We start from the raw sequence: 23,706 nt of genomic DNA, 5'->3' as shown, positions 1-23,706 counted from the left end.
GGGTAGGAGCGGGCGTTTTGGTTTGTTTCTTTTTTACTTATTGTTTTTCTTTTGCAGCATCTAAACTTAATCTGTATTCCGAATAATTTCCATTGTAAATCGTCACTTCACCATTTCCCTCCATTATAAATAATTGCTCGCTCATTTTATCTAACAGATATCTATCGTGCGATACAAGTATTAGCACACCTGGAAAATTCTCAAGAAATTCTTCAAGAACATTTAAGGTGTCGATATCAAGATCATTTGTAGGCTCATCGAGAATTAAGAAATTTGGGTTTTGCATTAATACTTTCATCAGGTGCAATCGCTTCTTTTCTCCACCGCTTAGTTTCTCGACCATGCCATGTTGCTTCTTGGGCGGGAAGAGAAATAGCGTTAATAGTTGCGAGGCGGATATGGTTTGCCCGTCTGCCATTTTAATATATTCGGCATCAGATTTTACAATATCAATAACACGTTCTTTTTCATTGAAAGCTAAACCTCCTTGTTTATAGTAACCATAAACAGTTGTTTCTCCAGTCCCGACTTTTCCTTTTTCAGGTTTAAGAAATCCGGTAATAATATTTAGCAAAGTGGATTTTCCCGTTCCGTTTTTCCCGGCGAGACCAATTCTGTCGGCGCGTTTAAATGTATAACTGAAATCACTGATGATTTTTTTATCATCAAATGACTGCCCAATATGGTCTAGCTCAAGAATTTTGTTTCCCTGGCGTGACATTTTTACATTTAAAGTAATACTTTGATTGTCAGTTCGTTGCTTTGTTTTGCTATCTAAGTCGTAAAATGCGTCAATTCTTGCCTGAGATTTGGTGGTACGTGCTTGTGGCATCCTTCTCATCCACTCTAATTCTTTCTTTAAAAGATTTTTGTTCTTTTGAAAAGTACTCTCATCAGCAGCTTCTCTTTCAGATTTCTTTTCAAGGAAGTAGGCATAGTTGCCATTGTAGTTATATATTTTTCCTCTGTCTAGCTCAACGATCGTATTACATACATTGTCCAGAAAATAACGGTCGTGCGTAACCAATAGGATCGTTTTATTTCCAGATGTAAGTAATTTCTCTAACCATTCAATCGTATCTATGTCCAGATGATTCGTTGGCTCATCTAATACATAGATCTCAGGATCCTCAATAAGGAGTTTCGCCAGGGCCAAACGCTTTTTCTGTCCGCCAGAAAGTGTAGAAATTTGTTGTTGTAAATGAGTGATCCCCATCCGACTAAGAATGGTTTTTATCTCATGCTCATACTCCCAGGCGTTGTGTTCGCTTAATTCCTCATATAAGCGATTCAGTGTCCTTTCATCTGGATTGGGGTCTTCTATCAGCTCTTCGTATTCTTTGATAAGTTGTTGTTGCTTGTTTTCCAATGAAAATATGAAATCACTAATGGAGTGACCTTCAGTGAAAGATGGCTCCTGATCAAGAAATCCGATCTTTACGGATTTATTTTTTACAATTTTACCCTCAAGAGGAGAGAATCTTTCGGCAAGTAATTTTAATAGGGTACTCTTTCCGGCGCCATTTATTCCAACTAGCGCTACGCGCTGACCGGTTTGTATGCCCAGAGTTAAGTTTTTAAAAAGCCATTCATCGTGATAAGCATGGCCTAAGTTTTCGGCTGCAATTAGTGTGCTCAAAGTCTGTGTTTAACGAGATTATAGATAAGAAATTACTACAAAAGTAAGCAATAATTATTTGGTATATAGTTGGGCCTATTCAATATAGAGGATTTTGATCTTACAGTAACATAACTTGATTGTAACGAAAATGTTATAATAGCCTCCTCAAAATAAGAACAATGGTACTTTTGAAGATAAAAAGGGTTAAAAAACGGCTCTATTAGCGGGCGTTAGAAGCAATAACAACGGACAATCCAATACTTATGCTGTAAAAAAGCCAAGTCCCGGCAAAAAGCCTAAAAACAGCCAAATATTAAGGATTAGATAAAAGCGCAAGATAGTGGTCTTCGCGCGCAGTCATGAGTGTTTTTGCTGCTTTAGTTTTGTCCTTATATCCCAAAAGATGAAGTGCTCCGTGAATCATGACCCTACACAATTCCTGCTCAACGGTATGCTTAAATGTTGCCGCATTTTCCTTTATTCTTTCGATGCTGATAAATATGTCGCCCACAATCGTTTTAAGCTCTTCTGAGTTGTCAAAAGTAATTACATCAGTATATGTGTCATGATTAAGGTAATCCTGGTTTATACGCAGCAGATATTCGTCGGAGCAAAGTATAAAATTCAATTCCTTTAAAAGATATCCTTCTGCTGCAATGGCAGATTTGAGCCAATCCTTAATAACGGTCTTCTTTTTTATGGTATAATTGGTGTCTTCTGTAAAAAAATTAATGCTCGGTTTGCTCATCAGATCATAAATTATTGGGGCGAATTTAGCAATTTAAAGTACTCTGTTATTTTCTTTTTATAGAAGAAGTTTAAATCAGGAGGCAATTTCTGCAGCCATTCTGTTTCTGATTGCTGAAGTTTTTTAAATTTTTCGAGCATCTGTTTGTAAGAAGGGGGGAAATCTTTAGCGGCTTTTGCCTCTCTTTTAGCATCCTGATCTTGTTCTCGCTGCGCGTTCTCTGCATCAAGTAGTTTTGTAAGAATGGTTTTTTGACGATTAAGGGTTTCCTGTTCTATTTTTTTGTTAACTAACTCATTCTCAGTAGACTTCATGTCTTCTATCATTTGATTGAGGTTTCCGAGCCCATTTTTTCCGTCTTTATTTTGCTCCTGATTTATTTTCTGAAGTGCTTCTCTTATCATTTGTTGTTGCTGGGCCATTTTTGCAAACTCCTGGCTCATTTGCCCTTTTGGTACAGAGCCTCTATTCCCGTTCTTCTGAAGCTCATCGCGTGCCTTTTGCATGCTGTTGTTAAGCTGCTTTTGCATTTGCTGAAGTTGCTGCATGCTGCCTCCTTTTCCTTTTCCTTGCCCGCCTCCTTTGGTGTTTTTCTTCATATTCTGGAGCTGGTCCAGCGCTTCATTCAGCATTAAGGTTAGGTTGTTTACTGACGTCATGGTGTACTGCTGATTCCTGTTTGCCATGGCAGTGTTTCTTTCTCCAAGGTTTTCCAGGCTTTTATCAATATTGAAGTTAATCTTCTGCATTTCTTCATTAACAGCAGTTTCAATTTGTGGCACCCTTTTACTTAAAGAGAATAAACTATCGGCAATGGTTTTCATATTGTCTTTAATACTGCGTTGTTTCTGCACGTTCTGTGTATAAAGAGGGTCATTGCTATTCATTCCTTTTAGGTTCAGCATTACCTTTTCCTGATCAAAAGAGGTGTTCAGCAGGTTTTTTAATAACTGACGCAGCTCGGCAATACTCAGGTTACTTTCCATTTCAGCAGATTCCTGCTGCATCTGTTCCATTTGTTTAGCAACCTTTTCCATTTGTTCGGCCGCTTTCTGCTGACTTTTGGACGCATCTTTTTTATTGTTCTGATCTAGTTTGTTCTCGCTGTCCTTTTGTTGTTGTTTGATTTCGGATGTTTCTTTTTCAGGATTTTTAAATGGATTTGGACGCTCCATTTGCTGGTTTTTCTCATCTAGTTTCTCGAGTTCTTTTTTAATGTCGTCGAATTCAGAAGAGAGTTTTTTCTGTTCTTCCTTAAGCTTGTTGGGCCCAGAGTCTTTTTCTGCACTTTTTTGGGATAATTCTTTTTGCTCCTTAGCAAGGTCATTTAGCCTGTCTGTGTTGTTTTTTAAGTTTTGTTCGAATTCTAATTGCTTGTAAAGCTCTAATATCCTGTCAAGTTCATTCTTTAAAGACTTGTTGTCCATCTGCATTTTAGACAACTCAGTTTGAGTTTGATCCTTATTGTTCTCGTCCATTAGGTTTTGAAGCTTTTGAAGAAGCTCTTTGGTTTTTTCATTAAGAACATTGTTGAACAGGTCATCAATCTTCTTTTGTTTCTCCATTAATTCGTCTTTTAAAGCATTGTTCTCTTCTTTTTGGAGTGTGTTTTTTTCATTTAATGACTTGATTTCCTCAACTGCTTTTTCAAGTTGCTGCTGCTTATCCAGCAGTTGTTCTATCTGTTTTTTATCATCGAAAGAGAGTTGTTTCTTATCCAGCAGCGTTTCTCCAAGCTTTTTGCTGTCTTTTTCAACTTCGGAGGCCAGTTTGATGGTTTTTTCCATTTTCTGCTTCAGCTCTGTGTTTCCCTGGTTTATTTTTTCGGCAACCTGCTGTTGGGTGGGAACTTCAAATATCTTTATCGCTGATTTAGTCTTTTTAGCTCCGTTTACCGCATCATTATCTGCCACCTCAAAATAGTACTCTAGTGCTTGTCCGGGCTTTAGAGGCGTCTCGTTTAGATTCCATAGATAGAAAAATGCGTCTTCCTGTTGATTTTTCTTTATTGAAATGGATTTTGTGACAGTGCTTTTTAGGATACCATTTTCTTTGATATTGTATTGAAATTTTAAGGAACTAAATCCATGATCGTCTGATATATTCCCCGAAAAATATAAGGCCTTGCTACTAACAGAATCTGGGGTTTCTACTATTGAGATGTTAGGGAATTCATCCTTAATAATGGCTATTTGATGAGAGAGAGAGTCTTTGCTGTTTATAAAGCTGTTTTTAGGAGTAATTTGATATCCTGTATTTTCTTGTAGCTTTTTGGTAAAACTAAAGCTATTGCTACTAGAATTTAAAGCGTACTGCTTGCCCCCAATGATAAAGTTAAGCGCACTACTGTTCTCTGTGTTTAACAACCAGGTAACTATCGTTCCTTCAGGGATTAATAAATCACCTGCATTTTGGATGGTTTCTTCTTTTTTGTTTAGATATGCGGGGTATTGGAGTTTAGCTGTAATATTGAGTACGGAAGGACGGGGTTTAACCTCAATTGTATGAGAAATAGAGTTAAAGCCCCCGGCAGAGAACTGAATGTTTTTATTCTTTTGTAGGTTTTTGAATATATAGGTAAAGCGGTTGTTGCCTTCTTTTTCTAATTTATAGGTATTTGCTCCATCTGAAACATATACTTCCTGAGGGAGTTCGTTTCCTGTGGTTTTAAGTTTAAGCGTAAAGTCATCGCCCTGCGGAACCATTAGGCTTTTGTTTAACATCACAAAATCAAAAGGAGCTTTAGGGAGAATTTCTTTATTGTACTGAACAAAACTGCTAGTTCCTTCTCTTAATATGGCTGGTGCAATTATGCCAATTAGCAGGATAACAGAGAGAGGTATGAGGAAGTATTTAATGTGCTTTTTGTTGTCTTTTAGTTTGATTGCGCTTGCAAAAGGAACGGGTCTGAGTTCCATTATTTTCTGATCAATCCCTGCTAAAATCAATTGATTGTTGTTTGGATGCTGATTGGCAAGCGCCTGAAGCTGAAGGGTGTTTAGTAACTTATCTTTTACATTAAAAAAATGATCGCCAATTAATGTAGCCGCTTCTTCTATACTTAGATTCTTACTTAGTTTGAAGTAAGAAAGTGCTGGTTTTATAATGAGAAATGATATTACTGCTACAGAAAACACTATAAACGAAAAAAAAAGGAAGGTTTTAGTGCCTACACCAGGGTTTGTATAATAAACAAACAGAAAGAGGAAAAGATAACCCAGAAGTAGCAAGGCTGCTGCATAGATAGACCCCCGCACCAGCTTATTCAGATAAAACTTTTGCGTAAACTCATTAACTTTAGCTATTAAAATGGCGTAATTATTATTCATTAAAACAGTGGAATGGGTAATAAAGTTAAAAAATAACTTTAAGAAAACGTTTAGATAAACATTTAACGAGTATTTTTAGAAAAAGTATATTTATGAAATCATCAATTTTAGTCATTACCCTTATGGCTGTATTTACGAAAAGTTTTGATCCGGAGCCTAAAGCAATTGTTAAGGGAAGTTCATGGAATAATAATCCTGTTATTGCGCATCGTGGGGCATGGAAAAAGAATAATTTACCTGAAAACTCTATTGCCTCTCTAAAAGAAGCGATAAGATTGGGCTGTTATGGTTCTGAATTCGATGTTCATATGACTTCGGATAGCGTTTTGGTTATTAACCACGATCCGGACTTTTATGGGCTTCATATTGCGCAAGTAACGTATAAAGAGCTTTTGACTAAAAAACATCCAAATGGCGAAAATATTCCTACTCTGGAAGCGTATTTAAAAGAGGGAATAAAGCAGAAGAAAATGAAGTTGATTCTGGAGATAAAACCATCGAAAGCAGATCCGGAAAGAGATCAGAAATTAACTGACCGTGCAGTTGCAATGGTTAAGAAATTGAAAGCAAAAGAATGGGTTGATTACATTAGTTTTAGCTATGATGTTCTGAAGCGGGTTTTGGAATTGGACCCTAAGGCTAGGGTGGCTTATTTGAATGGAGATGCATCTTTAGATAAACTTAAAGCCGATGGATTTTATGGTGCGGATTATCACTACAGCGTTTACCAAAAAGGAGAGTGGTTTGCTAAGGCTAAAGAATTGGGTTTAACTATTAATGCGTGGACAGTTAATAATGCTGAGGACATGAAATGGCTGCTTAAGAATAAGGTGGAGTTTATAACTACAAACGAACCTGAATTGGCTTTCGAGACCATCAAAGCAACACAGACGGAGAATAAATAAAAGGCTATAAAACAAAAAAGCATCGCAGGTTATCTGCGATGCTGTACAATTTATGTTTTTAATAATCTAGATTACTTTAACATTAATCGCATTCAACCCTTTTTTACCGCTTTCAACATCGTATTCAACTTTGTCGTTTTCACGAATTTCATCGATAAGGCCTGTTGAATGTACAAAAATTTCGCTATCTCCGTTTGCTGGAATGATGAATCCGAAACCTTTAGTTACATTAAAAAATTTTACTGTTCCTTCTTGCATTGTATTATTTATTAAAAATTAAGTGTGCAATGTACATATTATTTTTTTATTAAAATGCAAGTGCTTTATATTTTGATTAATATAAAATGCGAAAAGCATCATTTATTGTCTTTTTTGCCCTGAACAACCAATTTAATTTCGCTAGAGTGGGGTATTCCAAGTGTTTTTCCCGGTGTAACCCTCAGTAGATTTTGAAGATAGACATTGATAATTGCTTCTAATGATTTCTTTCTTGCCTCTTTGTGTTCTGGCAAAACGTTTCCAAATGAAGTTAAATACATTTTGCCATTAGCATTTACAAGCACATTAAATGCGTATGCAAAGTCCTTGTAAGCCTTATCAATGTCGATACGATATTCCGGGAATAAATAATCGTAGGATTGTGTTCTGCCCATAAAGGGGTCAACGGTTGTGATTTTTTTTACTTTAATTAGCTTGCTTACCGGGGTAAACTCCACCGGCTGCCGGCCCGCGAACGCACTATCTAAATTTTTCGGGTTGCGATTTGATTTTGCAGAGAGCCATTGAACATAAAGTGTATCGGCTTTGGAGGGCTTTTGCAGCTCCTCTGCAGTTGTTTTTAATACATTTTTTATATAATTATCGGAATAGTAAGTTATGTTAACATCAGATCTGATGTCTTTCGAGATTTCCTTTTTTTGAAGATGAAGCCTTTGAAACACAAGGCTATCTTTGTTTACTTTTTTTATCCGGAAGTATTCATTTGCAAAATTATATACATCGCCATGATCAAACATGAGAAAAAAGGGCTGCATCTTTTTCTTTTGAGGACTATAAGCCATCACTGTATCGTTTGATTTAAACTGAATGATCCACGATGGTTCCTGCTGGAATCCCATTTCATTGAAAGAAAGGCCGTTGCTAAATCTACGCTTTACTTCCTGATATCTAATTCCAATGATTGAATCAAATGAAAGTTTTTTTACGACTTTTTTCTCCTCTTTAGGGCTGTTGCAGGCATAAGATGTAGTGAGTAAGATTAAGCTGAATAATAATTTAAAACGGGGTATCTTCGTCATATTTGTAAAAATAAATATTTATATCCGTTTCTTCAATTTTATAAGTTTGATAAGGAGCTCTCCATTTCTGTTTATGGAAAGGAAAATGCCCCTGCCATCTCCCGAGCGTAATGTTTTGGTAATGTCATTAAGGTTTAGGGTTTTGGCGCTAGAAAAATTGATGGATATAATCTCATCTCCTTCATGTATTCCTGCCAACTGGGCCGGAGAATTGGGTTCAATTCTGCTGATGAAATATCGCTTGTTTGGGTCTTCTTCTACATAGACTTCGATACCCGACATATCGTGTTCAAACGGCCGCTTGAAGGATTGATTCTGTTTGAGGTACATGATTTCATTTGCATAATCAAAAGTAACATTGAACCGACTTAATATGTCGGCTCCCAGATTCCCATTTCGATTTAAAATAAACGTTTTTGCCGCTACATCATCATAAATAGGATAGGAAGAAATGACATCCTTTAACACGAGGCATGACTGGCACCATTATCAACAACAACTTTTGCGTTTATTATACCCAATTCTTTGGTGTCTAGCTCTACGTTGATATAGGGCTTGTTATTGATGATTTGCAATGGAACAATATCTCCTTTTATTTTCTTTTTAGTTCCCGGCAAGCTAAAGATTACTCTTTTAGAAGAGTAATTAATTTCGACTGTAAAGCTATTGAAGAAATAGTAACCCAAAAGGCCATAAATTCTGATGCCCATAAAATTTGAAAGACCTAAAATATCTGTTTTTAATATTGCCGTAGGGATGTAATCAATACTTGCTTTGCCTACTTTGGCTGAGAGCTCATTGGAAAGAAAAGCGTCGATTTCTATTCCTTTACCGAGACCGGTTATTTTAATAGGCCGAAGATCTTTGAGGTTTAAATCTTTAACAATTGTAGTATCTGTGATCACCAATGGTCCTACACCGGTATCAAGAATGAAGTTATACGGGCCTTTGTTGTTAATGTACAAGGGAATAATAATTAAATTCCGGATAAGGGTAAAATTGACAGCGCCTTTTGTACGAGAACCATGAAAACTAAATTGCTGGGCTTTTAGGGCATATGCCGAGCAAATTCCAATTATTATGGAAATCAGAATAACTTTTAAGAAAAAGAAATTAACGGCACGCATAAGCGAATTCATTGAACTAATTTAATAAATTAGTAGTCAGTATGTGTAGATCTGAATTTAAAATTAAAAGCTTATTTCTTTTATTGGTTGTCTGTGGGGGCTTTTTTTTAAGTGGGTGCTCCATTGACCGTCGTATGGCCAGAAAGGTGAATAGCCTTTTTAAACAGTCTGAGGGGCTAAAAAAACACTATGTTGGGTTTGCTTTATACGATATGTCTGCGGATAAAATGGTCTTTGAAAATAACGCTGATAAATATTTTACTCCGGCATCAAACACTAAATTATTTACTTTTTATGGGGGACTAAAAATGACCCCTGATTCAATTCCAGCCTTGCGGTATATTGAGCGTGGTGATTCCCTTATATTTTGGGGGACAGGAGATCCTTCTTTTTTACAAATCCAGTTAAAAGGAACGAAAGCTTTCGATTTTCTAAGAGCTACAAAAAAGAAACTCTTTTTTGCGCATGGAAGATACAAGGGGGATTTTTATGGAAAGGGTTGGCAATGGGATGATTACAATGATTATTATCAGGCAGAGATCAATGAGTTCCCGATTATGGGGAACCTGGTTGAAATTAATGAAGAGAAGGGTAAATTGAAGGTTTCGCCTACCTTGTTTGCTGATTGTGTAGGTCAGGATTCTTCAATAAAAGATACTTCTTTTCTTGTAAAGAGGGATTTCAATGAAAATAGATTTAATTATCCCTCAGTAGCTGTGCCTTTGGGATATAAGCAGGCCGTGCCATATAAAGTCAGTTTGCAAACAACATTAGCATTATTGTCGGATACGCTTGGAAAAAAGGTTGAATTAGTTAACATGAATATGCCCGCTAATGCATCAATGTTGTATTCTTTAAAATCGGATTCTGTTTTTAAAGAGATGCTGGTTCCAAGTGACAATTTTATTGCCGAACAGTTGCTCCTGGTATATTCAAATCAGATTGGCGAGCATTTGAGTGCAGAGGCGGCAATACAGCACATCGAAAAAACCTATTTAAAGGAGCTACAGGATAAACCCGTATGGATTGATGGTTCTGGCTTGTCAAGGTATAATTTATTCACCCCAAGGGATATTATTAAGCTTCTGGAGCTTATTTACAAAGAGGTGAATGATCAAAAGAGATTATTTGCGATGCTCCCGGCCGGTGGGAAGAGCGGAACCTTAAAAAATGCCTATCCTAAAACCAATGATCCCTTTGTTTTTGGCAAAACAGGAACGCTATCGAATGTTCACTGTCAGAGCGGTTATGTTGTGACCAAAAAAAACAAGATATATCTGTTCTCCTTTATGAATAATAATTTTGTTTCGTCTACAACCGGAGTGAGAAATGAGATGGGCAAAATTATAACCTACGTGCATGAAAACTTTTAGGTTATAGCTTTTCAAATGGAATATCCATGAGGGGATATTTTTTCCATCCAACGAAATCAAAATGCCACCATTCATTTGTTATTACACGGAATCCATAGGCTTGCATTGTTGTTATCAGTAATGTTCTGTTTTTTATTACTGGTGCTGGCAGGTTTGAGTAAGATGGTGAGGCTTGGGCCGCAAAACTGTCGTACGGTGTCGGCATTTGAAGTTCTTTTCCCGTTTTTAAATCGATAAGTGTTAGGTCTATGGCACAGCCCCGGTTGTGTTTAGATCCTTTTTTAGGGTTAGCGACAAAATTTTTGTCTTTAGCTTTTTGGTAGAAAGCAAGTGTAATGGTATATGGCCGATACGCATCGAAGATTTTTAAGCCGTAGCCTTTTTTGTTAAGGGCAAATTGTATCTTTTTTAGCTGTTCAACAACAGGCTTCCTTGCAAAAGCCCGGGCCTCTTTGTACATCACCTGATTCATGAAGTTGTTTTTGGTGGCGTACCTGATATCGAGCTTAATGTTCGGAATTGCTTTTTGGATTTCTATTAATTTATTCTTTGGGTCTTTAGCATAGGATGAGTGGTAATCTTCATATGAATTGACGACTTGTAAACCGTAAGGGTTGGCCTTAAGTTTTTGCGCTTTTGTGCATAACGGAAAAATGAAAAGCAGTAGCAGGTACAGGTATTTCCTCATGCCAGGAGCTATTGATTTGAGACCACAAGCAGTTCAATGTCCTTGTATGGAAGGTTATACATGTTAGCAAGGTCTTTGTTCGTTAAATGCCCCTGATAAATGTATAGCGCTTCTCTGATACCGGGCTTGCTCCAAACCACATTCATTAATCCGCCCATATCACCTATATCTACAAGAATTGGTGTAAATATATTTGTGAGGGCATATGACGCCGTGCGAGGCACCCGAGAAGCGATATTAGGAACGCAATAATGGATTACATCATGTTTCCTAAACACGGGGTCCTTATGATTGGTGACTTCTGAGGTTTCGAAACAACCACCCTGGTCTATGCTTACATCGATTACAACCGAATTGGGTTTCATTCGGGTTACGGTTTCTTCCATTACAATGCAGGGGCTTCTTCCGTGAGTTGCTCTGATGGCGCCAATAACAACATCGCAGGTAGTAATTGCTTTACCAAGGACTATAGGTTGCATTACAGAGGTGAATACCCGGCTTCCCAGGTTATTTTGAAGGCGTCTTAAGCGATAAATAGAACTGTCGAATACTTTTACCTCCGCGCCTAGCGCAAGGGCTGTACGCGCGGCATATTCTCCAACGGTTCCTGCGCCAAGAATTACAATCTCGGTTGGCGGAACGCCTGTAAAGCCCCCAAGCATCAATCCTTTTCCTCCTGTTACATTGCTGAGATATTCTGCAGCGATGAAAATAGAGGTTGCTCCAACAATTTCACTCATTGCACGTACTACGCTTAGAATATTTCCTTCATCTCTAAGGTTTTCAAAGCAAATGGCATTGATTTTCTTATTAAGAAGCGCTTTTAGATAGGTTTCTTTTAGTCCGCCCATTTGAAGCGCCGATATTAAAGTCTGTCCTTTATGCATGAGGGCAACCTCTTCTAAAGTTGGCGGGGCTATTTTAACCAGGATATCAGCATTAAATACATCCTTTTTATTAAAAGAGATAATCGCACCCTGTTCGCTATAGTCGTTATCTGAAAAATTTGAACCAACGCCAGCGCCGGTTTCAATTATAACTTTATGCCCATTGTTAACCAAGAGGGCAACCGATAAAGGAGTCAGTGCAATTCGGTTTTCCTGGAAAGAGATTTCTTTTGGAATGCCAATATACAAACTATTGCTTTTCTGACTGGTTTCTGACATTGTCTCTTTGGGTTGTAAAAGCCCTTTTTGAGCAATGGAGGCCATWCCTTCGCGTAATCCTGTAGCCATATTTGTTTATGTGATATTTTAGCTTGAAATTAAGAAAAATAACCTAAAAATCAGGGTTTGCCATTTTATATTTTATTGATGGACAGTACCCTCTCGTTTTCACTTAACATTTTGATCTCAACTTTAATATAGTGCTCCGGTAAAAGCTCTTCAACTTTTTCGGGCCATTCGATAAAGCAGGTATTTCCTGAAAAAAAATACTCTTCGTAGCCAATATCGTATGCCTCCTGGAGGTTTTTAATACGATAGAAATCAAAATGATAAAAGATGTTGCCTTTTCCCTCGTATTCGTTTACAATGGAAAAGGTTGGACTTGAAACCAGTTCTTTTACGCCAAGCGCTTTTGCTATGACTTTAATAAAAGTTGTTTTTCCAGCCCCCATGTCTCCTTCAAAAACAAATATTTTTTCAGTTCCGGCAAAATCTAACAGGGCAATAGCGGCTTGATCTAAATCAGATAAGCTGTTTACATTAATATTCATTATTATCTTGAACTGTATGTGGCAATTGGTATAATCATCTCTTCTAATGAAATACCCCCATGCTGGAAGGTTTCATTGTAGTAATTTACGAATTGGTTATAGTTGTTCTGGTAAACAAAATAACGGTCTTCTTTTGCAAAGATATAATTGGAGCTAATATTAATTTTTGGCAATTGGGCCTCGTGAGGATTTTTAATAAGAAAAACCTCTTTTGCATTAAAATTAAGGTTACGCCCTTGCTTGTAGCGAAGATTTGTATTGGTATTTCTATCGCCAATAACTTTGCTTGGATGTTTTACCCTTATTGTTCCATGGTCTGTCGTGATAATCAGCTTAACATTCTTCTGAGAGATTTTTTTCAAAAGATCCATTAAAGGAGAATGCTCAAACCATGAGAGGGTTAGTGAACGGTAGGCGGCATCGTCGTTGGCCAGCTCACGAATCATTTGCATGTCTGTTCTGGCATGCGATAGCATGTCGACAAAGTTATATACAATAGCATTAAACTCGTTTTGCAGCAAATTGTTCACTTGCTCATTAAGGGCCTTCCCGTCGTCGTAAGTTAATATTTTGTTGTAGCTGAATTTACAATCTTTACGCAGGCTACGCTTAATCTGATCTGCCAAAAAGGCACCTTCGTGCATGTTTTTTCCGCCCTCATCATCATCGTTTTGCCATAATCCAGGAAAGCGTTTTTCCATTTCCAGCGGCATTAACCCAGAGAATATCGAATTACGTGCATATTGGGTTGCAGTAGGTAAGATACTTGAATACGTATCTTCCTCGTCCAAACGGAAATGTTCAGTAATCAGGGGATTAATAATCCGCCATTGATCGTACCTTAAGTTATCAATAAGAATAAAGAAGACAGGAACATTGTTATTAATTAAAGGGAATGCTTTTTTCTTTAATAACTCGTTTGAAAGCAAGGGGGCTTTGCCTTTGCCATTAACCCAGCCTAAGTAATGGTCTTCAATGAATTTTGAGAACTGCATATTTGCTTCTGACTTTTGCATTGTCAGAATCTCGTGCATTTGCGGATCATCAAGTTTCTCTAGCTCAAGTTCCCAGAAGACTAATTTTTTATAAACATCTACCCACTCTTCGTAGCTTAACTTATCGTTTAAAGTCATTCCCAGGCGCCTGAAGTCCTGTTGGTAAGCCATGGAGGTTCTTTCGCTTACAAGACGCTTATTGTCTATAATTTTCTTTATGGTTAATAAAACCTGTTTCGGATTAACGGGCTTAATAAGGTAGTCATCTATTTTAGACCCGATGGCATCTTCCATCAGGTTTTCTTCTTCGCTTTTGGTAATTAGTACAACCGGAACATCATTTCTAATGTTTTTTATTGCGGTAAGGGTTTCGAGACCACTCATACCAGGCATGTTTTCATCAAGAAAAACCAGGTCAAAGTGTTCTTTCCCAAATGCTTCAAGGGCATCGTTACCATTAGTGTAGGTGGTAACATGATATCCTTTTTCGTTTAACAGTAATATATGTGGTTTTAATAAGTTTATCTCATCGTCGGCCCATAGAATCTTGGTTTCCTGCATTATCGTATTTTATAATGTGAATTAATTTGTCAAAAAGAGACTGTGTCTTTCTTACTATGGATAAAAATAGCAATTTTTGTACCGTATAATTTATTTTTAAGGATTGAACAAAAAGAAAATAATAAATGATCCTGTTTATGGTTTCATAAATATTCCTTCAGAAATAGTATTTGATCTCATCTCTCATCCTTATTTTCAAAGGTTGAGGTATATAAAGCAATTGGGGATGACCCATTTGGTGTATCCGGGAGCGTTACATACCCGATTTCACCACGCTTTAGGGGCAATGCATCTGATGGGATTGGCTATTGAAATTTTAAGAAGCAAAGGGCATGAGATTAATAAGGAAGAAGAAGAGGCTGCCACAATTGCAATCTTACTACATGACATCGGACATGGGCCTTTTTCGCATGCGCTTGAGTATTCGTTGGTTAACGGAATAAAGCATGAAGATATTTCCATGCTTATTATGGAAAAGCTTAATGCAGAATTTGGCGGAAGATTAACCCCGGCAATTGATATTTTTAAAGGCAAATACCATAAGAATTTTCTGGCTCAACTTGTTTCTGGTCAGCTGGATCTTGACAGAATGGATTACCTGAACCGGGATAGCTTTTTTACCGGAGTAAGCGAAGGTGTAATCAGTTTTGACCGCATCATTAAGATGTTTAATGTGCTGGACGATAACCTGGTAATTGAAGAAAAGGGAATTTACTCAATAGAGAACTTTTTGATTTCCAGAAGACTGATGTATTGGCAGGTTTATTTGCATAAAACAGTTATTGCAGGAGAAATGGTGCTGGTGAAAATTTTGAAACGCGCAAAGGAACTTGCAGTTAAGGGAGAGGCTCTTTTTGCAACACCTGCGCTTCAGCATTTTTTAATAAATGACGTTACGGAGACAAGTTTCTTTTCTGAAGAGATTCATTTAAATATGTTCGCCCAACTTGATGATCAGGACATTTTTGCCTCCATTAAAGTTTGGCGAGACCATCCGGATAGAATATTGGCCCAATTGTGCAAAATGCTTACTAACAGGAATCTTTATAAAGTTGAAATTACAAATGATGCTCCAGATCAGAACAGAGTAGATGTGCTTAAGGAGAACACCGCGGAATTTTTGAAACTTAATGATGATGAAGTGTCCTATTTTGTTTTTACCGATGTAATAAGAAACAGGGCATATGATGCGGGGAACAGCAATATTAATATCCTATTAAAAAACAATATCATAATTGATATTGCAAAAGCATCAGATTTATCTAACTTAGAATCTTTAGACAAAACAGTGAAAAAGCACATACTTTGCTACCCGAGAATTATTTAGCATAATTTAACAAAATAATTAGTTTTTAATCCCGTTTTTAGTTTCTTAATCTAAGATGGAATTATAATAACCTAAATAGGTTTATTTGTTCATATCAATTTAACATATAACTTTGTAAAATGCAATTTACTGCCAAGCAGATAAGCGAATTTATAAATGGCACCATTGAGGGCGACGAAAATGTAAAAGTCGAAGAGCTTTCTAAAATAGAAGATGGCAAGCCGGGATCTTTATGCTTTTTGTCCAACCCGAAATACGAGAACTATTTATATTCTACCAATGCCTCTGTAGTTATTGTTAGTCAAGATTTTTTGCCTGCACAGGCTGTAAAAAGTACCTTAATTAAGGTTGCAGATCCTTATAGTGCATTTTCTGTGTTGTTAGACAGGTACAATGAAGTGATTAGTCAGGTTAATGACTCATCAGGAATTGAACAGCCATCCTTTGTGCACCCAACTGCAAAATTGGGTAAAAATGTCTTTATAGCAGCCTTTTCTTATATCGCAGAAAACGTAGAAATAGGAGATAACTCGAAAATACTTGCTCAGGTTTACGTGGGCCCTGATACCAAAATTGGAACGGGGTGTACACTTTTTCCGGGGGTAAAGATTTATAACCGGTCAGTTATTGGAGATCGGGTTTTTATACACGCAAACACTGTAGTAGGTAGTGATGGCTTTGGGTTTGCCCCACAAGCTGACGGGACCTATTCAAAAATTGCCCAAATTGGCAATGTGGTTATTGAAGATGATGTTGAGATTGGCGCGAATACTACGATCGATAGGGCAACAATGGGATCCACTTTCATTAGAAAAGGGGTTAAATTGGATAATCTTATTCAAATTGCCCACAATGTTGATGTTGGTGAACACAGTGTTGTTGCCGCGCAAACCGGAATTTCGGGAAGTACCAAACTGGGTGAGAAATCCGTTGTTGGAGGACAGGTTGGTATTGCGGGTCACCTATCATTAGCTAAGGGAACACAAATTGGCGCACAGGCGGGTATTAATTTTAGTACAACAGAAGAAAATAAACAATGGCACGGCAGCCCTGCCCAGCCACTAAGAGATTGGATGCGCGCATCTGTAATATTTAAACAATTACCTGCTGTTGAAAAAAGAATAGCAGCCTTAGAAACAACTATCGCACAATTAAAAGCGTTAATTGAGCAAAACAGTACAATACAAGATAAATAATGAACGTTAAGCAAAAGACCATTAAGAACGAGGTTTCCGTAAAAGGGGTAGGCCTGCATACCGGAGCAAATGTTACATTAACTTTTTGTCCCGCACCTGAAAATCATGGATTTAAATTCCAAAGAGTAGATTTACCAGGAGCGCCAATAGTTGATGCAGATTGTGATAATGTTACTGATACTGCCAGAGGCACAACTATTTCTCAGAATGGCGCAAGTGTAAGTACCGTTGAGCATGTAATGGCCTCGCTTGTAGGTATGGATCTGGATAATGTGCTTATGAAAGTGGATGGTCCGGAAACGCCAATTATGGATGGCAGCGCAATCCTATTCCTAGAAGCACTAGAAGCAGCCGGAATTCAGCAACAAGATATCGATCGCGAGTACTTTCAAATACCACATAATATAACTTATACAGAACCGGATAGAAAAGTTGAGATTGTAGCAATGCCGCTTGACGACTATAGGTTTACCTGTATGATAGATTATAATTCACCTGTTTTAGGCAGTCAGCATGCTGGCATTTCAAGTATTGCTGAATTCAGAAAGGAAATTGCATCGTGCAGAACTTTTTGTTTTTTACACGAACTTGAATATCAATTACAAAATAATCTGATTAAAGGAGGTGATTTAAATAATGCCATAGTTATTGTTGACAAAGAAGTTACCAAAGAGGAACTAGACCATTTAGCCACTATTTTTAATAGAAAGGCGATAGAGGTTGCTCCACAGGGGATCTTAAATAACATGGAATTAAGGTATCAAAATGAACCTGCCAGACATAAATTGTTGGACATGATAGGTGATCTTGCGCTTGTTGGAGTGCATTTAAAGGGCCATATTATGGCTGCCCGCCCAGGTCATGCAGCAAATGTTGCCTTTGCAAAAAAGATTAAAGCAGCAATCAAAAAAGAAAAAAACAAAAAGGTACAGCACGTTTATGACCCATCGGTAAAACCACTTTACGACGTGGTTCAAATCATGGATATTTTACCGCACAGACAACCTTTTCTATTTATTGATAAAATATTGGAACTTTCTAAAACACACGTAGTTGGCGTTAAGAATGTTACCATGAATGAAGAGTTTTTTAAAGGACATTTCCCTGGAGCGCCAGTGTTCCCGGGAGTAATTCAAATTGAGGCAATGGCGCAGACCGGAGGTATTTTGGTTCTGAGCACAGTTCCAGATCCAAGAAATTACCTTACCTTGTTCTTAAAAATAGATAATGTACGCTTTAGGGCTCAAGTATCGCCAGGCGATACTATTGTTTTCAGATGCGATTTGATGGAACCAATCAGAAGGGGAATTGCCCAGATGAAGGGTGTCGGAATGGTTGGAGGCAAGGTAGTTGTGGAAGCAGAGATGATGGCACAAATTGTAAAAGTAAAAGATAGCGAACCAGTAGCATGATACAACCCCTAGCGTATATACACCCTCAGGCAAAAATTGCCGATAATGTGGTAATAGAGCCTTTTGCAGTGATACATAAGGACGTAGAGATTGGTGAGGGAACCTGGATAGGTTCTAACGTAGTCATTATGGATGGAGCGCGTATTGGAAAGAACTGCCGGGTTTTTCCGGGCTCAGTAATTTCTGGTGTGCCTCAGGATTTAAAATTTGCTGGTGAGGTAACCACAGCTGAGATTGGAGACAATACCACTATCCGAGAGTGCGTGACTATAAACAGGGGAACAAAAGACAAGTGGAAGACGGTAATAGGAAGTAATTGCCTTATACAGGCATATTCTCACATCGCTCATGACTGTGAAGTTGGAGATTACTGCATTTTTTCTAATAGCACCACCTTGGCAGGCCATATTACCATTGGTAATTATGTAGTACTGGCAGGACTAGTGGCTATCCATCAATTTGTAAAAGTTGGTGCCCATGCCTTTGTTACCGGAGGTTCCCTGGTAAGGAAAGATGTTCCGCCTTACGTTAAAGCAGCAAGAGAGCCGCTTTCGTATGCAGGAATTAACTCAGTAGGTTTGAGAAGGAGAGGCTTTTCGTCTGAAAAGATTAACGAGATACAGGAGATCTATAGGGTTTTATTTGTGAAACATAATAACGTTACTAAAGCGTTGGATATGATTGAAGCAGAATTTAAACCAACAGAAATTCGTGATGAAATAGTTGATTTTATTAGAAACTCAAACAGAGGTGTAATGAAGGGCTTTGGTTCTGGAAGCTAATTGATCAATCAATGACAATTACTTTAGAGGACATTGGGCGAAGGTTTAACCAGGAATGGATTTTTAAAGGAATAAATTATCAATTTAATTCTGGCGGCAAATACGCAATCTTAGGCCCAAATGGCTCTGGAAAATCGACACTTTTGAGTGTTGTACTGGGAAATTTATCTCCGTCGGAGGGTGCTATAACCTATAATAATCAGAAGAATATACCCGTAGAGCGAATCTATGAATATATCAGTTTTGCGGCACCGTATTTAGATTTGATCGAAGAATTTACGCTGCAGGAAACCATCGATTTCCATTTCAGGTTTAAGACGCTGCAGAAGGGCTTTGATGAAGAGATGGTCTTGGATCTGCTTGGATTAAAGAAATCGCAAGACAAGGCACTAAAACACTTCTCGTCTGGAATGAAACAGCGAACCAAGCTCGTTCTGGCATGTTGTACAGATACACCAATACTTTTATTGGATGAGCCGACCTCAAACTTAGATAAGCAAGGTGTTGTATGGTATCATGAACTGATCGCACGTTTTACGGCTGACCGGCTTGTAATAGTAGGCTCAAATCAGGAAGCTGAGTATTCGTTTTGTAACCATTTCGTTCAAATAACGGATTATAAATAACAAAAATTATATTTGTGATAAGTGCAAAAGCGGTCGATTTGGGCATTAAAGAACGATAAAAAAATATTTTTAAATTACTATTGTAGAATTAATAAATAGTTTATACCTTTGCGGCACGAAAAAGAGCCGGTGGTTTAGGCAAAATTTCAGAATAAAATGGCAAAAGCATCAGAAGTAAAAAATGGTAATATCCTTCGTTTTAACGGAGAATTAGTGCAAGTAGAAGAGTTTCTACACCGTACACCAGGTAATTTACGCGCTTTTTATCAAGCAAGAATGCGGAATGTAAAAACAGGGAAACTTGTAGAATATAGGTTCCGTGTTGATGAAGATGTTGAGATTTGCCGTGTTGAAACCAACGATTACCAATACTTGTATGAAGATGGTGAAGCACTTGTAGTAATGGATAATACTACTTACGAGCAGTTTAACATACCAAAGGTGTTATTTGGTAAAAGCCTTCGCTTTTTGAAAGAAGGAATGAATGTAATTATCGCATTTGAAAGTGACGAGCCTATTATGGCACAAACACCTTCACATGTTGAATTAGAAATAACGTACTCTGAGCCAGCAGTTAAAGGCGATACCTCTACAAACGCACTTAAATATGCAACAGTAGAGACCGGAGTTGAAATAAAAGTGCCAATGTTTATCAATCAAGGCGATAAAGTTAAGATAGATACACGCACTGGCGATTACGTAGAAAGAGTAAAATAAGAATTTTCATAGTTTAGTTTTAGGTTTAGGTTGATTGTGGCTTCGGAGTGGTTCCCGAAGCCATCTTTTTTTATATTTGTTTAAATGAAAAAGGCAGAACTTAGGAAATTAGCATTGAACAAGAGAAAATTACTCTCCCCCTCGGCAATACCTGCACTTAGTAACCAATTATTAGCTCATTTTTCAAGACTTGATTTTTCGGAGGTGAAGACAATCCATGTTTTTTTACCCATAGTTGAGAAAAACGAACCAGATACATTTCTTTTCATCGATTGGCTTAGAAATAACCATCCTGATATAAAAATTATTGTCCCAAAAGCAGATTTTGAAACGGCCTTAATGCACAATTATGTTTATTCAGGGAAGGATGGTTTAGAAAAGAACTTATATGATATTCTAGAGCCTCAAAAAGGAGAACTCCACAGTGGGGATGTGGAAATGGTGATCATTCCATTATTGGCTTTTGATGAAAGAGGCTATAGGGTTGGCTATGGGAAAGGGTTTTATGACAGGTTTCTACAGGGCTTGACCACACTTAAGGTGGGTGTTTCCTTTTTCGAATCAGGAGATGATATAGAGGATGTAAATGAACATGATGTCCAAATGGATTTATGTATTACACCTCATAGGGTGTATGATTTCAGGAAATCAGTGATCAGGTAGGCAATACTTTTGCCAGTAAAGGAACTGGTTCTTCCATCGGCCATTTCGCTTGCGCCTTCACATATGTGCAAATAGGCAAATTGTTTTGATGACCGAAGAATGAGCTTTCTGATGTCATTTAAGCTAAATCCGGAAGGCGTAGCAGCACTTGACAGCATATTCTCTATACTATCAAGATCGATTTCTAGACCAGGATTTTTAAAGGCACTGATGAATGGGGTCCAAAGGGTTACTGTAGCGTCCGACAATAAGATATCATCAAAGAAAACAACCTGTATTTTTTCATTCTCTTCTATTTGTTTTAGAATTGCTTCATTGTTGTAATTATGGTGCAATCCAAAGATCCCGTATTTGGCTAAATAACCCTCTTTTAAGGCATAACTGAAGCTATTGCCACTATGCCTGCCTTTTGGCTCTCTTAAGTCGGCATGAGCGTCTATATTGAGTATATCAACAGCCTTCTTGTGGACTGAGGCCAGCGCTTTAATGATGGGATAGGCATTATTGTGCCCTCCGCCAACAATAATGGGGGTTTTGCCTGCAGCTATAATTTTAAGAACACATTCGTAAACTTGATTATCTATTTCTGATACCTTTTTCTGGAATGCTTCAATCGTATTATTTTGGGGTTCAGTAAACTCAAAATGGCCTAGAACGACTAATTCTGACCCATCTAAAAAGCGGTTACTTTGGGTATTAAGAAGAGCTTTAAGCGCCGGACCCCATGCTGTAGATGTGCCCGACAGACCGTAATTGGCTCTTACCCCGATATCTTCAGGAATTCCCAGTAATACAAAACGGGCCTCGGAAGTATTCAGATCTTCTAAAGTAGCAATGACCTTCACGCGCTCACCTAATTTTGTTTCGCGGCTGCGGATATTGACTAATTTTAGAATATCCTTATTCGAATAAATTCTAAGTCCATCCATTAGTTTACTTCTCCGTTTAAAATGATTTTTTCTATTTGCGACTGCCCAAAACTATAAGGCAGATAAGCTATTGAACTCATGGGGCGGGTAATGAAAAGGTTCGCTTTTTTCCCTATTGCAATGCTTCCTGCAACATCTGATAACTGCATTGCGGCAGCTCCATTTAAAGTAGCGGCATTAATAGCTTCTTCCGGGAGCATCTTTAATTTAATACAGCCTAACGAAACCACAAAATTCATATTTCCTGAAGGCGTAGAGCCGGGGTTAAAATCAGAGGCTAATGCCACGGGAACATTCGCATTAATTAGGCCGCGGGCATTTGCAAAGGGAATACCAAGGTACAAAGAACAAGATGGAAGAAGGGTAGCAATTGTATTGCTTGTGCTTAAACAGTTAATCACATCCTCATCGGTAGCTTCAAGGTGATCCACGGAAATCGCATTATGTTTTACACCAACCTGAACGCCGCCTGATATAGACAATTGGTTTGCATGAATTTTAGGCGGTAATCCATATTTCACACCGGCTTCTAAAAGTTTATCCGTTTCTTCCGCAGAAAAAAAGCCTTTTTCACAAAAAACATCCATATAGTCTGCCAGTCCTTCGTTAGCTATTCCAGGGAGCATTTGCTCTATAATAAGCCTAATGTATCCGTTACGATCTTTTTTATAGTCTTCAGGAAAAGTATGAGCAGCAAGGAACGACGCCTTAACAGGAATTTTAAAAGCGTCTTTAAGCCGCCTGATTACCCTAAGCATTTTTAATTCACTATCAAAAGTTAGTCCGTAGCCGCTCTTAATTTCAACGGCTCCGGTTCCCTGCTTAATCATGTCGTTTAGCCTGATGGAGGCGCTTTCGAATAGGTGATCTTCAGATTCGTGCTGGAGTTTACGGGCCGAGTTCAAAATACCACCCCCTGCAGCCGCTATTTCTTCATAGCCTTTTCCTTTAATCTTCATTACAAATTCCTCTTCTCTGGAAGCAGCAAATACAATGTGTGTATGTGAGTCGCACCAAGAGGGAAAAACATAACCTCCTTTAGCAGAAATGGAGGTTAATGATGTAGGCAGATCAGCAGGTAGGTTGTCCATACTGCCAAAACCAGTTATTAATCCCCCCTCACATAATATCCAGGCGTTGTTTATAACAGGCAAAGTATTCATAGCACCACCTTTTAAAACAGAAATGTTTTTAGGGTGAGTGCCTACAAGCGTGTCAATATCTGTTATTAAGAGGGCAGACATGGTTTAGGGATTTAGCTCTAATAGAACAGGGCAATGATCCGAATGAATTGCGTCGGGAAGTATTGAAACGTGTTTCAGCCTATTTAAAAGAGGTTGGGTTGCTAAATGGTAATCGATGCGCCACCCCAGGTTCTTAGCCCTTGAATTTGCTCTAAAACTCCACCAAGTATAGTGGTGCGGATCTTTATTAAAGTGCCTGAAAGTATCTATGAACCCATTGTTTAAAAACAGCTCCATCCATTCACGTTCTTCAGGTAAGAAACCCGAAGAGTTTGCATTTGATTTTGGGTTGTGAATGTCGATGGCGGTATGGCAAATGTTGTAATCGCCTGAAATAATCAAATTAGGATACTCCTTGCGCAGGTCTCCAATATATGTATCAAAGAAATGCATGAATTCGTACTTCTTGACCTGTCTGTCGTCCCCACTGGATCCAGATGGCATGTAG

Annotated in this window: 23 protein-coding genes; 9 read left to right on the top strand and 14 right to left on the bottom strand. The window is 38.0% G+C overall.

Going from position 1 to position 23,706, the window contains the following annotated elements:
• Nucleotides 1–37 precede the first annotated feature (37 nt).
• From AC1DDX_RS09725 to AC1DDX_RS09715, 3 genes are all read right to left on the bottom strand, one after another.
• A complete protein-coding gene (locus tag AC1DDX_RS09725; protein ID WP_477621996.1) occupies nucleotides 38–1,639 on the bottom strand; it encodes an ABC-F family ATP-binding cassette domain-containing protein in 1,602 nt (533 codons plus the stop codon).
• A gap of 295 nt (nucleotides 1,640–1,934) precedes the next feature.
• On the bottom strand, nucleotides 1,935–2,369 hold the full coding sequence (ybeY, locus tag AC1DDX_RS09720) for an rRNA maturation RNase YbeY (RefSeq protein ID WP_172662336.1): 435 nt from the start codon (nucleotides 2,367–2,369) through the stop codon (nucleotides 1,935–1,937).
• An 11-nt stretch (nucleotides 2,370–2,380) separates the two neighbouring features.
• On the bottom strand, nucleotides 2,381–5,698 hold the full coding sequence (locus tag AC1DDX_RS09715) for a hypothetical protein (protein ID WP_337717069.1): 3,318 nt from the start codon (nucleotides 5,696–5,698) through the stop codon (nucleotides 2,381–2,383).
• 92 nt (nucleotides 5,699–5,790) lie between these two features.
• On the opposite strand from AC1DDX_RS09715, the gene AC1DDX_RS09710 reads away from it, so the two are divergent.
• Complete coding sequence (locus tag AC1DDX_RS09710; RefSeq protein ID WP_337717067.1) at nucleotides 5,791–6,603, top strand: glycerophosphodiester phosphodiesterase; 813 nt, start codon at nucleotides 5,791–5,793, stop codon at nucleotides 6,601–6,603.
• A 66-nt stretch (nucleotides 6,604–6,669) separates the two neighbouring features.
• On the opposite strand, the gene AC1DDX_RS09705 is transcribed toward AC1DDX_RS09710, so the two are convergent.
• The 4 genes from AC1DDX_RS09705 to AC1DDX_RS09690 form a co-directional block, all read right to left on the bottom strand.
• Complete coding sequence (locus AC1DDX_RS09705; protein ID WP_008241764.1) at nucleotides 6,670–6,861, bottom strand: cold-shock protein; 192 nt, start codon at nucleotides 6,859–6,861, stop codon at nucleotides 6,670–6,672.
• 98 nt (nucleotides 6,862–6,959) lie between these two features.
• Nucleotides 6,960–7,901 carry a hypothetical protein gene (locus AC1DDX_RS09700; RefSeq protein ID WP_216854442.1) on the bottom strand — a complete coding sequence of 314 codons (942 nt, stop codon included), beginning with the start codon at nucleotides 7,899–7,901 and terminating at the stop codon, nucleotides 6,960–6,962.
• A gap of 18 nt (nucleotides 7,902–7,919) precedes the next feature.
• Complete coding sequence (locus AC1DDX_RS09695; RefSeq protein ID WP_477621995.1) at nucleotides 7,920–8,369, bottom strand: PDZ domain-containing protein; 450 nt, start codon at nucleotides 8,367–8,369, stop codon at nucleotides 7,920–7,922.
• Complete coding sequence (locus tag AC1DDX_RS09690; protein ID WP_477621994.1) at nucleotides 8,363–9,040, bottom strand: retropepsin-like aspartic protease; 678 nt, start codon at nucleotides 9,038–9,040, stop codon at nucleotides 8,363–8,365. The genes AC1DDX_RS09695 and AC1DDX_RS09690 overlap by 7 nt, the downstream gene beginning before the upstream one ends.
• A 122-nt stretch (nucleotides 9,041–9,162) precedes the next feature.
• Between AC1DDX_RS09690 and AC1DDX_RS09685 the strand changes: the two genes are divergently transcribed.
• The gene (locus tag AC1DDX_RS09685; protein WP_337717065.1) at nucleotides 9,163–10,401 is read left to right on the top strand and encodes a D-alanyl-D-alanine carboxypeptidase; all 1,239 of its coding nucleotides are present in this window, start codon (nucleotides 9,163–9,165) and stop codon (nucleotides 10,399–10,401) included.
• A 1-nt stretch (nucleotide 10,402) separates the two neighbouring features.
• Here the strand turns inward: AC1DDX_RS09685 and AC1DDX_RS09680 are convergent, their stop codons facing one another.
• The 4 genes from AC1DDX_RS09680 to porX form a co-directional block, all read right to left on the bottom strand.
• A complete protein-coding gene (locus AC1DDX_RS09680) occupies nucleotides 10,403–11,089 on the bottom strand; it encodes a M15 family metallopeptidase (RefSeq protein WP_172662331.1) in 687 nt (228 codons plus the stop codon).
• 8 nt (nucleotides 11,090–11,097) lie between these two features.
• Nucleotides 11,098–12,324 carry an alanine dehydrogenase gene (locus tag AC1DDX_RS09675; protein WP_048908148.1) on the bottom strand — a complete coding sequence of 409 codons (1,227 nt, stop codon included), beginning with the start codon at nucleotides 12,322–12,324 and terminating at the stop codon, nucleotides 11,098–11,100.
• 65 nt (nucleotides 12,325–12,389) lie between these two features.
• Nucleotides 12,390–12,806: a tRNA (adenosine(37)-N6)-threonylcarbamoyltransferase complex ATPase subunit type 1 TsaE gene (gene tsaE, locus AC1DDX_RS09670; RefSeq protein ID WP_172662330.1), complete on the bottom strand. Its 417-nt coding sequence runs from the start codon at nucleotides 12,804–12,806 to the stop codon at nucleotides 12,390–12,392.
• A gap of 2 nt (nucleotides 12,807–12,808) precedes the next feature.
• Nucleotides 12,809–14,362 (bottom strand): T9SS response regulator signal transducer PorX, encoded by a 1,554-nt coding sequence (gene porX / locus AC1DDX_RS09665; protein ID WP_172662329.1) that lies wholly within the window; start codon nucleotides 14,360–14,362, stop codon nucleotides 12,809–12,811.
• Nucleotides 14,363–14,465: 103 nt separating this feature from the next.
• Here porX and AC1DDX_RS09660 point away from each other — a divergent pair, with 103 nt between their 5' ends.
• The 7 genes from AC1DDX_RS09660 to AC1DDX_RS09630 all read left to right on the top strand — a co-directional run bounded on the left by AC1DDX_RS09660 (nucleotide 14,466) and on the right by AC1DDX_RS09630 (nucleotide 21,085).
• A complete protein-coding gene (locus tag AC1DDX_RS09660) occupies nucleotides 14,466–15,689 on the top strand; it encodes an HD domain-containing protein (protein ID WP_172662328.1) in 1,224 nt (407 codons plus the stop codon).
• A 119-nt stretch (nucleotides 15,690–15,808) separates the two neighbouring features.
• Nucleotides 15,809–16,885, top strand: coding sequence for a UDP-3-O-(3-hydroxymyristoyl)glucosamine N-acyltransferase (gene lpxD / locus AC1DDX_RS09655; RefSeq protein ID WP_048908152.1), 1,077 nt, complete (start codon nucleotides 15,809–15,811; stop codon nucleotides 16,883–16,885).
• Nucleotides 16,885–18,297, top strand: a complete 1,413-nt coding sequence (locus tag AC1DDX_RS09650) for a bifunctional UDP-3-O-[3-hydroxymyristoyl] N-acetylglucosamine deacetylase/3-hydroxyacyl-ACP dehydratase (protein ID WP_172662327.1) — start codon at nucleotides 16,885–16,887, stop codon at nucleotides 18,295–18,297. The genes lpxD and AC1DDX_RS09650 overlap by 1 nt, the downstream gene beginning before the upstream one ends.
• Nucleotides 18,294–19,079: an acyl-ACP--UDP-N-acetylglucosamine O-acyltransferase gene (gene lpxA / locus AC1DDX_RS09645; RefSeq protein WP_048908154.1), complete on the top strand. Its 786-nt coding sequence runs from the start codon at nucleotides 18,294–18,296 to the stop codon at nucleotides 19,077–19,079. Before AC1DDX_RS09650 ends, lpxA begins: the two co-directional genes overlap by 4 nt.
• 11 nt (nucleotides 19,080–19,090) lie before the next feature.
• Nucleotides 19,091–19,705 (top strand): ABC transporter ATP-binding protein, encoded by a 615-nt coding sequence (locus AC1DDX_RS09640; protein WP_172662326.1) that lies wholly within the window; start codon nucleotides 19,091–19,093, stop codon nucleotides 19,703–19,705.
• 156 nt (nucleotides 19,706–19,861) lie between these two features.
• Nucleotides 19,862–20,422 (top strand): elongation factor P, encoded by a 561-nt coding sequence (gene efp, locus AC1DDX_RS09635; RefSeq protein ID WP_048908156.1) that lies wholly within the window; start codon nucleotides 19,862–19,864, stop codon nucleotides 20,420–20,422.
• A gap of 84 nt (nucleotides 20,423–20,506) precedes the next feature.
• Nucleotides 20,507–21,085, top strand: a complete 579-nt coding sequence (locus tag AC1DDX_RS09630; protein WP_288881281.1) for a 5-formyltetrahydrofolate cyclo-ligase — start codon at nucleotides 20,507–20,509, stop codon at nucleotides 21,083–21,085.
• Here the strand turns inward: AC1DDX_RS09630 and AC1DDX_RS09625 are convergent.
• From AC1DDX_RS09625 to AC1DDX_RS09615, 3 genes are all read right to left on the bottom strand, one after another.
• Nucleotides 21,046–22,014 (bottom strand): formimidoylglutamase, encoded by a 969-nt coding sequence (locus tag AC1DDX_RS09625; protein ID WP_288881280.1) that lies wholly within the window; start codon nucleotides 22,012–22,014, stop codon nucleotides 21,046–21,048. The two genes, AC1DDX_RS09630 and AC1DDX_RS09625, sit on opposite strands and share 40 nt — an antisense overlap.
• Nucleotides 22,014–23,258 (bottom strand): imidazolonepropionase, encoded by a 1,245-nt coding sequence (gene hutI / locus AC1DDX_RS09620; protein ID WP_288881278.1) that lies wholly within the window; start codon nucleotides 23,256–23,258, stop codon nucleotides 22,014–22,016. The genes AC1DDX_RS09625 and hutI overlap by 1 nt, the downstream gene beginning before the upstream one ends.
• Before the next feature lie 3 nt (nucleotides 23,259–23,261).
• A partial coding sequence (locus AC1DDX_RS09615; protein WP_477621993.1) for an exodeoxyribonuclease III occupies nucleotides 23,262–23,706 on the bottom strand: 445 nt, incomplete at its 5' end.

The sequence above is a fragment of the Pedobacter sp. 10L46_2 genome (genome assembly GCF_056395165.1).
This window is presented reverse-complemented; position numbering and strand designations above follow the sequence as displayed.